This window comes from Limnohabitans sp. MMS-10A-192 (genome assembly GCF_003063335.1).
Classification (GTDB): Bacteria; Pseudomonadota; Gammaproteobacteria; order Burkholderiales; family Burkholderiaceae_C; genus Limnohabitans_A.
The window spans coordinates 281508-295664 of sequence record NZ_NERX01000003.1 but is presented as its reverse complement, the minus strand read 5'-3'; the positions used below and the strand labels follow the sequence as shown (position 1 = coordinate 295664).

Annotated in this window: 13 protein-coding genes; all 13 read left to right on the top strand. The window is 59.6% G+C overall.

Features of this window, described 5'->3' with window-relative positions:
* Positions 1 to 11: 11 nt before the first annotated feature.
* The 13 genes from ftsW to ruvC all read left to right on the top strand — a co-directional run bounded on the left by ftsW (position 12) and on the right by ruvC (position 14123).
* On the top strand, positions 12 to 1292 hold the full coding sequence (gene ftsW, locus B9Z43_RS08600; protein WP_108324714.1) for a putative lipid II flippase FtsW: 1281 nt from the start codon (positions 12 to 14) through the stop codon (positions 1290 to 1292).
* On the top strand, positions 1289 to 2362 hold the full coding sequence (gene murG / locus B9Z43_RS08595) for an undecaprenyldiphospho-muramoylpentapeptide beta-N-acetylglucosaminyltransferase (protein ID WP_108324413.1): 1074 nt from the start codon (positions 1289 to 1291) through the stop codon (positions 2360 to 2362). The genes ftsW and murG overlap by 4 nt, the downstream gene beginning before the upstream one ends.
* The gene (gene murC / locus B9Z43_RS08590; protein ID WP_108324412.1) at positions 2359 to 3768 is read left to right on the top strand and encodes a UDP-N-acetylmuramate--L-alanine ligase; all 1410 of its coding nucleotides are present in this window, start codon (positions 2359 to 2361) and stop codon (positions 3766 to 3768) included. Before murG ends, murC begins: the two co-directional genes overlap by 4 nt.
* Complete coding sequence (locus tag B9Z43_RS08585) at positions 3765 to 4727, top strand: D-alanine--D-alanine ligase (RefSeq protein WP_108324411.1); 963 nt, start codon at positions 3765 to 3767, stop codon at positions 4725 to 4727. Before murC ends, B9Z43_RS08585 begins: the two co-directional genes overlap by 4 nt.
* Positions 4724 to 5506, top strand: a complete 783-nt coding sequence (locus tag B9Z43_RS08580; RefSeq protein WP_108324410.1) for a cell division protein FtsQ/DivIB — start codon at positions 4724 to 4726, stop codon at positions 5504 to 5506. The genes B9Z43_RS08585 and B9Z43_RS08580 overlap by 4 nt, the downstream gene beginning before the upstream one ends.
* Before the next feature lie 37 nt (positions 5507 to 5543).
* Positions 5544 to 6773 carry a cell division protein FtsA gene (ftsA, locus tag B9Z43_RS08575; RefSeq protein ID WP_108324409.1) on the top strand — a complete coding sequence of 410 codons (1230 nt, stop codon included), beginning with the start codon at positions 5544 to 5546 and terminating at the stop codon, positions 6771 to 6773.
* 135 nt (positions 6774 to 6908) lie between these two features.
* On the top strand, positions 6909 to 8123 hold the full coding sequence (gene ftsZ / locus B9Z43_RS08570) for a cell division protein FtsZ (protein ID WP_108324408.1): 1215 nt from the start codon (positions 6909 to 6911) through the stop codon (positions 8121 to 8123).
* A gap of 161 nt (positions 8124 to 8284) precedes the next feature.
* Positions 8285 to 9208: a UDP-3-O-acyl-N-acetylglucosamine deacetylase gene (lpxC, locus tag B9Z43_RS08565; protein ID WP_108324407.1), complete on the top strand. Its 924-nt coding sequence runs from the start codon at positions 8285 to 8287 to the stop codon at positions 9206 to 9208.
* Positions 9208 to 9813: a YqiA/YcfP family alpha/beta fold hydrolase gene (locus B9Z43_RS08560; RefSeq protein ID WP_233249986.1), complete on the top strand. Its 606-nt coding sequence runs from the start codon at positions 9208 to 9210 to the stop codon at positions 9811 to 9813. The genes lpxC and B9Z43_RS08560 overlap by 1 nt, the downstream gene beginning before the upstream one ends.
* Positions 9814 to 9857: 44 nt before the next feature.
* Positions 9858 to 11912, top strand: coding sequence for a ribonuclease catalytic domain-containing protein (locus B9Z43_RS08555; protein WP_108324406.1), 2055 nt, complete (start codon positions 9858 to 9860; stop codon positions 11910 to 11912).
* Positions 11913 to 11918: 6 nt separating this feature from the next.
* Positions 11919 to 12785, top strand: coding sequence for an energy transducer TonB (locus tag B9Z43_RS08550; RefSeq protein ID WP_108324405.1), 867 nt, complete (start codon positions 11919 to 11921; stop codon positions 12783 to 12785).
* Between the two features lie 40 nt (positions 12786 to 12825).
* The gene (gene mtgA / locus B9Z43_RS08545) at positions 12826 to 13560 is read left to right on the top strand and encodes a monofunctional biosynthetic peptidoglycan transglycosylase (RefSeq protein ID WP_108324404.1); all 735 of its coding nucleotides are present in this window, start codon (positions 12826 to 12828) and stop codon (positions 13558 to 13560) included.
* Positions 13557 to 14123 carry a crossover junction endodeoxyribonuclease RuvC gene (ruvC, locus tag B9Z43_RS08540; protein ID WP_108324403.1) on the top strand — a complete coding sequence of 189 codons (567 nt, stop codon included), beginning with the start codon at positions 13557 to 13559 and terminating at the stop codon, positions 14121 to 14123. Before mtgA ends, ruvC begins: the two co-directional genes overlap by 4 nt.
* The last annotated feature ends 34 nt before the right edge of the window (positions 14124 to 14157 follow it).

Sequence of the window (14157 nt, the reverse complement as noted above, 5' to 3'; positions counted from 1 at the left end):
GCCAAGGCCTCATGCAAACCGTGCGCGGCAGCTTTGTGCGCTTGGCTGGCCAGTTCACAGGCGGCCAAGCCAAGGCCGAGGTGGCCGCAGCACAGGGCTTGCCAGTGAATCTGGGCGGCTATGAATTTGCCCGCCAGTCACCCGGTTCGGCAGCTCGTTTGCAGGGTGTGGACCAGGCCTTGGTCTGGGTGGTCGTGGCATTGCTGATGTGGGGCATGGTCATGGTGTATTCGGCCTCCATCGCCATGCCCGATAACCCGCGCTTTGCGCGTTATGCGCAGACGCATTTTTTGACGCGGCACATTGTCTCTTTGGTCATGGGTTGTGCGGTGGCTTTGTTGGCCTTCCAGGTGCCCATGGAAACTTGGGAAAAATTAGCCCGCCCCATGTTCGTTTTGGCACTGGTGCTGTTGGCGCTGGTGCTCATCCCCTACATCGGCAAAGGCGTCAATGGAGCCCGCCGCTGGATTTCGTTGGGTATCACGAACTTCCAGCCATCCGAATTGGCCAAGTTGGCGACCATCATCTATGCGGCCGATTACATGGTGCGCAAGATGGAGGTGAAAGAGCATTTCTTCCGTGCGGTATGGCCCATGGGTGCGGCCGTCGCACTGGCCGGTGTGTTTTTGCTGGCTGAACCTGACATGGGTGCCTTCATGGTGATCGCCATCATCGCCATGGGTATTCTGTTCCTGGGGGGCGTTAATGCCCGCATGTTCTTCCTGATTTTTGCGGTGCTGGTCGGGGCGTTTGTGGTCATGATCGCTGCATCGCCTTGGCGGCGCGAGCGCATTTTTGCTTACCTCGATCCCTTCAGTGCCGAGCACGCTTTGGGCAAGGGCTACCAGCTGTCGCACTCTCTGATCGCGATTGGCCGAGGCGAAGTCTGGGGGGTGGGGCTGGGCGGCAGCGTTGAAAAACTGCATTGGCTGCCGGAAGCCCACACCGACTTTTTGCTGGCTGTGATTGGCGAAGAGTTCGGTTTGGTCGGTGTGACCTTGGTCATTTTCATGTTCCTGTGGCTGGCCCGTCGCATCATGGTGATTGGCCGCCAATCCATTGCGCTGGACAAAGTGTTTTCGGGCTTGGTGGCACAAGGTGTGGGCATCTGGATTGGTTTTCAGGCCTTCATCAACATGGGCGTGAACTTGGGCGCTTTGCCCACCAAAGGTTTGACACTGCCGCTGATGAGTTACGGCGGCTCGGCCATCATGATGAACTTGGTGGCGATTGCCATCGTCTTGCGCATCGATGCCGAGAACAAACAAATGATGCGCGGAGGTCGGTCATGACCGAACACCAACAGAAATGCGCATTGGTCATGGCCGGTGGCACCGGAGGACACATCTTCCCCGGCTTGGCTGTGGCCGAAGCCTTGCGCGAAGCCGGTTGGCGCGTGCACTGGTTGGGCGCACCGAACAGCATGGAAAGCCAGCTCGTGCCGCCACGCGGTTTTGCGTTCGAATCCATCGATTTTGGCGGGGTGCGTGGCAAGGGTCTGAAAACCCTGGCGCTGTTACCGCTGCGTTTGCTCAAGGCTTTCTGGCAGAGCCTGCAGGTGGTGCGCCGCGTCCAGCCCGATGTGGTGCTGGGCTTGGGCGGTTACATCACCTTTCCAGGCGGCATGATGGCCAGCCTGTGCGGCAAACCCGTGGTCTTGCATGAGCAAAATTCGGTGGCCGGTATGGCCAACAAGGTCTTGGCCCAAGTGGCTGATCGGGTGTTCACCGCTTTCCCGCAAGTTTTCAAAACCGGCCAATGGGTGGGCAACCCCCTGCGCCAGGCTTTCACGCAACAAGCCACCCCGGCAGAGCGCTTTGCTGGCCGCAGCGGTCCATTGCGCGTGCTGGTTGTCGGCGGCAGTCTGGGCGCCAAGGCGCTCAATGACATCGTGCCGCAAGCGATGGCCCTGATCCCTGAAGCACAGCGTCCGCAGGTCATCCACCAAAGCGGCGCCAAACAGATTGATGCACTGCGCGCCAATTACCTGGCCGCTGGCGTGCACGCCGAGTTGACCCCTTTCATCGACGACACCGCTACGGCTTTTGCCCAGGCCGATCTGGTGATCTGCCGTGCAGGCGCCAGCACCGTGACCGAATTGGCTGCGGTCGGTGTGGCGGCCTTGTTTGTGCCCTTCCCCTTCGCGGTGGATGACCACCAGACCACCAATGCGCGGTTCTTGGTCGAGCAAGGTGGTGGTTGGCTGGTGCAGCAGTCCGAATTGACGGCAGAGTCCTTGGCGGCACGTTTGAAAAATCTGGACCGCAGCCAGTTGTTGGCTTGCGCCCAAAAAGCCCATGAACAGAAAAAAACAAATGCAACTCGGGAGGTTGTGATGGCTTGTGAGGAGTTGGCAGCATGAAACACGCCATTCGAAAAATTCATTTCATCGGCATTGGCGGCTCAGGCATGAGCGGCATTGCCGAGGTGTTGCTCAATTTGGGTTATGCCATTTCGGGCTCTGACCTGTCGGACAGCGCCACCTTGCGCCGTCTGGCTGGCCTGGGCATCCAGACGCATGTGGGTCACAGCGCCGACAACGTGCGCGATGCCGATGCCGTGGTCACCTCTACCGCCGTCAAGGCGGACAACCCCGAAGTGCTGGCCGCGCGCGAGCGCCACATCCCGATCGTGCCGCGTGCGGTGATGCTGGCCGAGTTGATGCGCATGAAGCAAGGCGTGGCCATTGCCGGTACACACGGCAAAACCACCACCACCAGTTTGGTCGCCAGCGTGCTGGCCGAAGCCGGGCTGGACCCGACCTTCGTGATCGGTGGCCGTCTGAACAGCGCAGGCGCCAATGCCAAGCTGGGCACCGGTGACTACATCGTGGTCGAGGCCGACGAGTCGGATGCGTCTTTCCTGAACCTGCTGCCGGTGATGGCGGTGGTGACCAACATCGATGCCGACCACATGGAAACCTATGGCCACGATTTGGCCCGCTTGAAAGCCGCCTTTGTGGACTTTCTGCACCGCATGCCTTTTTACGGTACGGCCATCATGTGTGCCGACGATCCAGGTGTGCAGACCATCCTGAATGACATCGCGCGTCCGGTTACCACCTATGGTTTGAACGAAGGCGCGCAAGTGCGCGCTGTGGATGTGCGCGCCGTGGACGGCCAGATGCATTTCACCGTGCAGCGCCGCAACGGCGTGGTCATGGCCGATATGCCCATCGTGCTGAATCTGCCGGGCAAACACAATGTGCTCAACGCGCTGGCGGCCGTGGCCGTGGCCGTCGAGTTGGGCGTGGACGATGCTGCTGTGCAGCGTGCCCTGGCTGGTTTCAAAGGTGTGGGCCGCCGTTTCCAACGCTATGGCCAGGTGCGCACCGCCGATGGGCAAGGGCAATTCACCTTGATCGACGACTACGGTCACCACCCCGTGGAGATGGCCGCGACTTTGGCGGCCGCCCGAGGGGCATTTGCTGGTCGCCGCTTGGTCTTGGCCTTCCAGCCCCACCGCTACAGCCGCACGCGTGATTGTTTTGAAGACTTTGTCAAAGTCATTGGCAATGGCGCCGATGCCGTTTTGTTGTCCGAGGTCTATGCCGCCGGTGAAGCGCCAATTGTGGCCGCCGATGGCCGGTCCTTGGCACGTGCTTTGCGCGTGGCGGGCAAGGTGGAGCCGGTGTTTGTCGATGACATCATCGAGATGCCTCAAGCGGTGTTGACCAACGCACGTGATGGCGATGTGGTGATTTGCATGGGTGCGGGCACCATCGGTGCCGTGCCTGCCAAAGTTGTAGAGATGGGAGGTGCTGCATGAGCACTTCAAAATTGGGAAAAGTGGCTGTGCTGATGGGCGGACGTTCCGCTGAGCGCGAGGTGTCTTTGATGTCCGGTCAGGGCGTGCTCCAAGCCTTGCAGGCTTCGGGTGTGCAGGCGCATGCGTTTGATCCCGCCGAGCGCGACCTCAGTGAGCTCAAGCGCGAGGGCTTTGACCTGTGCTTCATTGCTTTGCATGGTCGTTATGGCGAAGACGGTACTGTGCAAGGCGCGCTGGAGTTGCTGGGCATCCCTTACACCGGCTCCGGCGTGATGGCTTCCAGCATCGCGATGGACAAGACCATGACCAAGCGTGTCTGGATCGCCGAGGGCCTGCCCACACCGCGTTATGAACTGGTGCACCGCGAACAATTGGCCAGCGTTTCGGCTGAAAAATTGATCGCTGCCTTGGGTTTGCCCATGATCGTCAAGCCAGCACGCGAAGGCTCCTCGATTGGCGTGACCAAGGTCACCCGCGCCGACGAGTTGCCCGCCGCATTGACCCAGGCCGCGCAATGCGATGCCGACATCTTGTGCGAGCAATGCATTGTGGGTGACGAAGTCACCTGCCCGGTGCTGGGCGCAGGCGAATCCGCCAAGGCCTTGCCGGTGATCCGCATCGTGGCGCCAGAAGGCAATTACGACTACCAGAACAAATACTTCACCGACGACACCCAGTACCTCGTGCCCAGTGGTTTGCCCGCTGCCGAGGAAGCCGCCATCGAGGCGCTGGTGGTCAAGGCTTACCAGGTGCTCGGCTGCCGCGGCTGGGGCCGCATCGACGTGATGATCGATGGCCAAACCCGTCAGCCTTATTTGCTGGAAATCAACACCTCGCCGGGCATGACCGGCCATTCGTTGGTGCCCATGTCGGCCCGTGCCGCAGGCATCAGCTATGAGGCGCTGTGCGCCCAGTTGCTGGCCACTGCAGCGTTGGACCATCAGGAGGTGCGCGGGTGAAAAAAGCCATGCCTTTGCCGATGGACGTCCGGCTCATGAACTTCACCGCCAATTTGCTGGTGGTGGGGGTCGTGTTGTTGGCGTTGGGCGCTGGGGCATGGGGTTTGCTGCGACATTCGGTGTTTGCCATCGATTCAATCAGTGTGCAGGGTGAAGTCAGCCGCAACAATGCAGTGACCTTCAAGGCCAATGTGATGCCTCGACTGAATGGCAACTTTTTCACACTCGATCTGGATGTCGCACGTCAGGCCTTTGAGTCTGTGCCATGGGTCCGTTCGGCTGTGGTTCACCGCGACTTTCCCAATCGTCTGCGTGCTGTTTTGCAGGAGCACCATCCCATGGCTTTGTGGGGTGAGGAAGGGGCCTCCACCATGGTCAATCAACAAGACCAGGTTTTTGAAGCCGAATTGGATGACGTGGATGTCGAGCACCTGCCGCGCATGAAAGGCCCGCAAGGTCAGTCGGTCGACGTCATGAGGATGTACCGCTACTTGAAGCCTCTTTATCAGGCCGTGGACATGGACATTGAACAATTGGAATTGACGCCGCGAGGCAGCTGGCGGGTGCTGACCAAAACCGGTGCTTTGATGGAGCTGGGGCGAGGCACGCAAGCGGAGTTGGGCGCTCAATTGCAGATGTTTTTTAAAACTTTGTCGCAAGTAACGGCGAGGTATGGACGAACACCAGTGTCGCTGGTGGGGGCCGATTTGCGCCACAAAGATGGTTACGCCTTGCGTTTGCGGGGCGTGAGCACAGTAGAAGACAAGAAAAAACCTTGAGCGATCAAGCAGGACTACAACGGAAACGGTGATTCATATGGCAAAAGAGTACAAAGATCTGGTGGTGGGTTTGGACATTGGCACCTCCAAGGTGATGGCGGTGGTGGCCGAGGTTTTGCCTGATGGTCAGCTCAAAATTGCTGGTCTGGGCATTGCGCCAGGCAATGGTCTCAAGCGCGGCGTGGTGGTCAACATCGACGCGACGGTGCAAAGCATTCAGCAGGCCTTGAAAGAGGCCGAGCTGATGGCCGATTGCAAGATCACCCGTGTGAACGTGGGCATCACCGGCAGCCACATCCGCGGCATCAATTCCAGTGGCATGGTGGCCATTAAAGACAAAGAGGTCTCGCCTGCCGATGTGGCCCGCGTGATGGAAACAGCCCGCGCCATCAACATCTCGACCGACCAGCGTTTGCTGCTGGTGGCGCCACAAGAATTCGTGATCGATGGCCAGGAAGTCAAAGAGCCGATCGGCATGAGCGGCATGCGCCTGGAGGCCAAAGTGCACATCGTGACCGGTGCCCAAAGCGCGGCCGAGAACATCATCAAATGCGTACGCCGCTGTGGTCTGGAAGTGGACCAGTTGTTGCTCAATCCGCAGTCGTCCAGCCTCGCTGTGCTGTCTGAGGATGAACGCGAACTCGGTGTGGTGTGTGTCGACATCGGTGCAGGCACAACAGACGTGGCGATTTTTGCCAACGGGTCGATCCGTCACACAGCCGTGATCCCGATCGCGGGTGACTTGATCACCAGTGACATCGCCATGGCGCTGCGCACCCCGACCAAGGACGCGGAAGACATCAAGGTCGAAAGCGGTTATGCCAAGCAATTGTTGGCCGATCCGGATGCCCAAGTGGAAGTGCCGGGTCTGGGGGATCGCGGTCCACGCATGCTGAGCAAGCAGGCGCTGGCCGGTGTGATCGAGCCACGCATCGAAGAAATCTTCTCGCTGGTGCACCAGGTCATCCGCGAGTCCGGTTACGAAGAAGTGTTGTCCTCAGGCATCGTGCTCACAGGCGGCAGTGCCGTCATGCCCGGCATGATCGAGTTGGGTGAAGACATCTTCCTCAAGCCAGTGCGCCGTGGCTTGCCCAAGTACTCGGGTGGCTTGGCCGACATGGTCAGCCAGCCGCGCGCCGCCACCGTCATGGGGCTGCTCGAAGAAGCCCGCATGGCTCGCCTGCGCGGGTTCAAGGTCACGCAAAAGAAGAGCTCCGTCAACAACGCTTTCGGTCGCTTCAAAGACTTCATTGTGGGGAACTTCTGATGAACTGGAAAAAACGCTTTCTGGCCCGAGGCAGCCCCCCGCTTTCGAGGCCTTGTCGATGTTGACAAACCCTTCACTTCACTCAAAACAAGATTCACAAAATTCAGGCAACTGCAGATATTTAGGAGTAGCACCATGTCCATTGAAATGATCCAAACCGAAGAATTCAACCAAGGCACCCAGATCAAAGTGATCGGCGTCGGCGGTGGCGGCGGCAATGCCGTTGAGCACATGATCGAGCGCAACGTCCAAGGCGTTGAGTTTGTTTGCGCCAACACCGATGCCCAGGCTTTGGCCCGCAGCGCCGCGCACCGTTTCATCCAGCTCGGTCAAACCGGCTTGGGCGCTGGCAGCAAGCCAGAAAAAGGTCGCGAAGCCGCCGAGAGCGCAGAAGCCGACATCCGCGCTGCCATCGAAGGCTCGCACATGTTGTTCATCACCGCGGGCATGGGCGGTGGCACAGGCACTGGCGCGGCGCCCGTGATCGCACGCATTGCCAAAGAGATGGGCATCCTCACCGTGGGCGTGGTCACCAAGCCTTTCGAGTTTGAAGGCGGCCGCCGCATGTCCAATGCCGACATCGGTATGCAGGAACTCGAAGCCAATGTCGATTCCCTGATCGTGGTCTTGAACGAAAAACTGCTGGAATTGCCCGGCGGTGAAGACATGACCCAGGACGAGGCTTTCGCCCACGCCAACGACGTGCTGAAAAACGCCGTCGGCGGTATCGCTGAAATCATCAACGTGCCGGGCCATGTGAACGTCGACTTTGAAGACGTGCGCACCGTGATGGGCGAGCCTGGCAAAGCCATGATGGGCACGGCAGCAGCCAGCGGTCCTGACCGCGCGCGCATCGCCGCCGAACAAGCCGTGGCCTGCCCATTGCTCGAGGGTGTGGATTTGTCGGGTGCCAAGGGCGTGCTGGTGCTGATCAGCGCCGCCAAGGGCTCGCTCAAGCTGTCCGAGTCCAAGCAGGCGATGAACACCATCCGTGCTTATGCTTCGGAAAATGCCCATGTGATCTACGGTACCGCTTACGACGAAAGTCTGGGCGACGAGATCCGTGTGACCGTGGTGGCTACGGGTTTGTCCAAGCAAGGTGCACGCCGCACAGCCCCTCCGCTGCAAGTGCTGCGCACAGGCACTGACAATGCCCCCTTCATGATGGGCGGTCAGGACGCTGTAGCACCATCATTGAACGCCGCAACACCTGCAGCGGCCAATGGCGTGAACATTCCAGCCTACTGGCGCAACAACCGCACCCACGCGGCAGCCCGTGTGGATGGCATGGCCAATGCCGGCATGGACGACATTGAGATTCCGGCCTTCTTGCGCAAGCAAGCCGACTGATCTCTGGCCAGCTGAATCATTTCTGGTGCTTTGAAGGCCAGACGGGCATGTCCCGTCTGGCCTTTTTTGCTTTGACGTGACGATCCTCTGGTCGCGGAGGTGGTTGCGTGACCGCCAACCCTGTAAGAGCAGGGAAAAGCATGCACCTTTAAAATGCAGTGATGCTCGCACAACGTACCCTCAAAACCCTGACCAAAGCCGTTGGCGTTGGCCTGCACAGCGGCCAACGGGTCGAGTTGACCCTGCGCCCGGCAGCACCCGACACGGGCATTGTGTTTCGGCGTGTGGACCTGCCCGAGCCCGTGGACATCCCGGTCAAAGCCGAATCGGTGACCGACACGCGCTTGGCTTCAACCATTTCGGTGGGCCAGGCCAAAGTGCACACGGTCGAACACTTGATGTCCGCTTGTGCCGGTCTGGGGATCGACAACCTTTATGTTGACATCACCGCCGAAGAGGTTCCCATCCTGGACGGCTCGGCTTCTTCGTTTGTCTTCTTGTTGCAAAGCGCGGGGGTGGTCGAGCAAACAGCACCCAAGCGTTTCATCCGTGTGCTCAAACCCGTGCAAGTGAGCGAAGGCGAAGGCCAAAACATCAAATGGGCGCGCCTGGAGCCTTATCACGGGTACAAGCTGAGTTTTGAGATTGAATTTCATCACCCCGCAGTCGATTCGACAGGACAGCAGGTGGTGTTTGACATGTCCGAAGGCGTGTACGCCCGAGACATTGCCCGTGCGCGCACCTTTGGCTTCACCAAAGACGTTGAGATGATGCGCGCCAACGGCCTGGCCTTGGGCGGTGGTCTGGACAATGCCATCGTGATGGACGATTACAAAGTGCTCAATGCCGATGGTTTGCGTTACGACGACGAGTTCGTCAAACACAAAATCCTTGACGCGATGGGTGATCTGTACATCGTGGGTCATCCCTTGTTGGCCGCCTACAGCGCTTTCCGCTCAGGTCACGCCATGAACAACCAACTGCTGCGTGCGCTTCTGGCGCAACCAGACGCTTATGAAATCGTGACTTTCGACAAGTCCAGCCAGGCGCCCAAGGGTTTTGCCGCCTTGCAGCCCGCGTGGTGATGTCGGCTGTGCAGGGCATGCCGCGCACCACCCACCTTCTGTACCTCCACGGTTTCAGGTCGTCACCCCAGTCGGCCAAAGCCCAAAAAATGGCCAACTGGGTGCAGGCAGATCATCCGGGCGTCACTTGGTGCTGCCCTCAGTTGCCCGCTTCGCCACGGCAAGCCATCGACGACTTGCGCTCGCTTGTGGCCGGTTGGCCTGTGCAAGGCATGGCGGTGGTCGGGTCGTCTTTGGGCGGTTTCTATGCCAGCTGGTTGGCTGGGCACTTGGGGTGTCCAGCGGTGCTGATCAACCCGGCAGTGCATCCTTCGCGTGATTTGGCCAAGTACATCGGTGAACAGCCTGTTTGGCACGATCCGGCGCAAAGCATCTTTTTTGATGCGGCTTATGTGCATGAGTTGCAAGTGCTGGAGGCGCAAGCGCCTGGCACTCAGCCCAAGACCCTGGCCTTGATCGCCAAAGGGGATGAAGTGCTCGACTGGCGCGAAATGCTGGCGCGCCACAAGGCCGGTCAGGTGTATCTGATCGAGGGCGGTGACCATGCACTGAGCGATTTCGATCTTTACAAAGCTGAAATCCTGGAATTTCTTCGCTTGGTCTGAAGCCTCGGGGTCGGAACGGCGGGCAGGCGTGGGAAAATCTGAGCATGTACGTATTATTTGAAGAAGCCGGCAAATTCATGGCCGGGAGGGTCATGTCCGAAGCCGAGGCTTCCGCGCAGGTCGAGCTGGACTCGGGCAAGCGGGTCAAAGTCAAGGCGGCGCAAATGCTGCTCAAATTCGAAAAACCCGCACCCGCTGCTTTGCTCAGCGAGGCGACGGCTTTGAGCCCGAGTATTGAGTTGGAGCTGGCCTACGAGTTCGCCTCGGACGAAGAGTTCGGTTTTGCCGATTTGGCGCAAGACTATTTCAGCAGCGCGGCCACCACGGTGCAGCAAGTCGCTGCCTTGATGCGCCTGCACGAGGCGCCGCATTATTTCCGCCGCGCGGGCAAAGGCCGATACCGCAAGGCCCCGGCCGAAATCGTGCAGCAAGCCTTGGCCGCGATCGAAAAGAAAAAACAAATCCAGGCGCAGATCGAAGCTTGGGCGGCTGACTTGGTGGCGGGCACTTGCCCTGAGCCGATCCGCGAGCAGCTCTACAAGATCCTGTTTCGCCCAGACAAAAACACGCCCGAATACAAAGCCGTGGTCGAGGCCAGCAAAAGCAGCCAGACCGCGCCATTGGACTTGCTGCAAAACGCAGGTGCCATTGCTTCGGCCTGGGACTTCCATTGGCAGCGCTTCCTGTTTGACCTGTTTCCCAAAGGCACGGGTTTCCCGGCCTTGCAGGCCCCGGCCATCACGGACGACTTGCCCTTGTCGCCCGTACAGGCGTTCTCCATCGATGATTCGCACACCACTGAGATCGACGATGCCTTGTCCTTGCAGGGCTTGGGCAGCGGCACCGTCACCGTGGGCATCCACATCGCAGCGCCAGGCTTGGCCCTGACGCCCGGCAGCGCCATTGACCAGCTGGGCCGCTCGCGCTTGTCCACGGTCTACATGCCGGGCTACAAAATCACCATGCTGCCCGACAGCGTAGTGCAGACCTACACCTTGATGGAAGGCCGTGCCTGCCCGGCGGTGTCCTTGTATGTGACCTTCAGCGAAGACACGCTGGACGTGCAACACACCGAAACCCGCCTGGAGCGGGTCAACATCCTGGCCAACCTGCGCCACGACCAGCTCGACCAAACCATCACTCGCGAGTGGTTGGAAGCCGATCAGGCCGACACGCCTGCCGATTTGCCGGTGGACCGCGCAACCCTCGCATTCTTTTGGCGTCTGGCCCAAACCCTCAAAGCACGCCGCGAAGTGGTGCGCGGCAAGCCCGAGAGCTTCAACCGGCCAGATTACAGCTTCAAGCTCGACCGTCCCAGCAACGATGCACCGCCCACAGGCGAAGAGACCGTGTTGATTGGCGTGCGCCAGCGCGGTGCGCCGCTGGATTTGATGGTGGCCGAGGCCATGATTTTGGCCAACAGCACTTGGGGCCAATGGCTGGCCAGCCTGGGCGTGCCCGGCATTTACCGCAGCCAGGCCAGCATGGCGCCCGGCGTCAAAGTGCGCATGGGCACCAAGGCTTTGCCGCACGCCGGCATTGGCGTGCCCAGCTATGCCTGGAGCACATCGCCCCTGCGCCGTTACACCGATTTGGTCAACCAGTGGCAGATCATCGCCTGTGCCAAGCATGGCGCGACAGCTGCACTGGCGGCGCCCTTCAAGCCCAAAGACGCCGAGCTTTTCTCCATCATCAGTGGTTTTGATGCGGCCTACAGTGCCTACAACGCCGTGCAGTCCAGCATGGAGCGTTACTGGACGCTGCGCCACGTGCAGCAGCAAGGCATCACCGAGTTGGATGCCAGCTTGGTCAAGGAAATGGGCGGGGGTATTTGGCTGGTGCGCGCCGACAGTCTGCCCCTCATGTTCAGTGTGATGGGTGCACAAGCCCTGGCGCGTGGTGCCCGTGTGCGTGTTCAGCTGGGTGAGGTGGATTTGATGGCGCTGGATGTCAAAGGCACCGTGACGGCACACCTGGATGCACCGATGGCCGCTGCAGAAGACGCTTCTGATGAGGCAGACGATGAAGAAGCCATGGGTGCAGGACCCTTGACGATTGCGGTTGATCTGAATGACAGCACGCAAAGTGATGGCGCTTGATTGAACATGATTCGAATGGCACCTTACCGCACACTTCAGTGGACTTTGGGTATTTCACTGGCGCTGCATCTGGCGCTGTTGACCTTGCGCTTTGCTGCCCCAGAAACCTTCAACCGCGTGTTTGAAGATACGCCTCTTGAGGTGGTGTTGGTCAATGCGCGCAGCAACGAACGGCCAGCCGAGGCGCAAGCCTTGGCGCAGGTGAGTTTGGCCGGAGGCGGACAGGTGGTCGAGGTGAGCATGGCCGCATCGCCCTTGCCTGCAGCTGTGACCACTGAGCAGGGCACAGACATCACGGAAGTTCAGCGCAAGATCGAGGCGCTCAAGGTGCAGCAAATGCGTTTGCTCACGCAGCTCAAAGCCGAATTGTCCGATTTGTCGCGCGAAGACCCCGGTGACAAGAGCACGGCTACCGAGCGCCAGGCCCGCGAAGAGCGCAAGCAGCAACTGACACGCCAGTTGGCTCAAATTGAGCAGCGCGTGGAAAAGACACAAGGCTCTCCGCGCAAGCGCTACATCAGCCCTGCCACCAAAGAGACGGTGTATGCCTTGTATTACGACAAGCTGCGTCGCACCATCGAAAGCCAGGGCACCTTGAATTTTCCTCAGGCACGTGGCGAAAAGCTGTACGGCAAGTTGACCATGGTGATCACGGTCAACAGCCAGGGTGAGCTGTTACAAACTGAGGTGGCCAGCTCATCGCGCAACCCTTTGCTGGATGAGCGTGCGGTGGCCATCGTGCGCAGTGCCGGCCCCTTTGATCCTTTTGGCGCCAAAATGCGCAGCCAGGCCGACCAGATCGTGGTGGTGTCGCGATTCATGTTCTCGCGCGACGACACCTTGTCCACCCGCATGCTGGCCCCAGACCAATGAAAAACACGGGCGGGATGCCAATTTCTGAACGAGGAATTCCATGAAAGCCTTGGGTCGTTGGTGTGTGCTCCTCGTGTGTGCTGTGTTGTGTTTGCAGTTGTATTTCGCCTTGCGCATCGTTAGCATGAATGGCATGGCGCCTGAGTCCACCAGTTTCGAGCGCTCACAAATTTGGCAAGTTTTGACCCAGCAAGGTCGTTTGCCTTGGCGTCAGGTGTGGGTTGATCAGCGCCAGATTTCGACATCCCTCAAGCGTGCCGTGTTGGCCTCTGAGGACAGCGCGTTCCCCCAGCACAACGGCATCTGGTGGGACTCCTTGGAAAAAGCGTGGGGCAAAAATGCCAAAGCCAAAGCGCAGGCCGAGCGGCGCGCCCAGCGTCAGGGCTATGCCAAACCGGTTGAGCCCAAAATTGTGGGGGGCTCGACCATCACGCAGCAATTGGCCAAAAACTTGTTTTTATCGGGTGAGCGCACCTTGCTGCGCAAGGCTCAGGAGATGGTCTTGACCTTGGAGTTGGAGCTCTTTTTGTCCAAAAGTCGCATCCTCGAGATTTACCTCAACAGTGTGGAGTGGGGTGAGGGTGTGTTCGGTGCCGAGGCTGCTGCACAGCATTACTTTCGCAAATCGGCATCGGCCTTGAGCGCTTGGGAAAGCGCACGCTTGGCGGTCATGCTGCCGCGTCCACGGTATTTTGAACAACGCCCCCAGTCCCCATATTTGGCCAACCGCGCCGAAGTGATCGTGGGCCGCATGAACGATGTGGCGCTGCCATGAGTGCGCCTGCGACCGTCCGCATTTTGGGGATTGACCCAGGTTTGCAGACCACGGGCTTTGGTGTGTTGGACATGACCGGATCACACCTGCAGTACGTGGCCAGCGGCGTGATCCAGACCACGAAGGAAGAGATGGGCAATTTGCCCGCACGCCTGAAAGTGATTTATGACGGTATCCGTGAGATCCACGAACGCTACCAGCCCGATGTGGCTTCGGTGGAAATCGTGTTCGTGAACGTCAACCCGCAGGCCACCTTGCTGCTGGGTCAAGCTCGCGGCTGCTGCGTGACGGCCCTGGTGTCTTGCGGCTTGCCGGTGGCCGAGTACACCGCTTTGCAAATGAAGCAGTCTGTCACGGGTCATGGCCGGGCGGACAAATCGCAGGTGCAGGAGATGGTCAAGCGCCTGCTGCAGTTGCCTGTGGTGCCCAGGCAAGATGCGGCCGACGCTTTGGGTTTGGCCATCACCCACGCGCACGCCAGCCCCTCGATGAACAAGTTGGCCGCGCAAGGCGTGCTCAACCGCAAAACCCATGGCATGTTCCGCAGTGGCCGCAGCCATTGAGTGCGCTCAGTTTTGATCAGGGGATAATCGCACC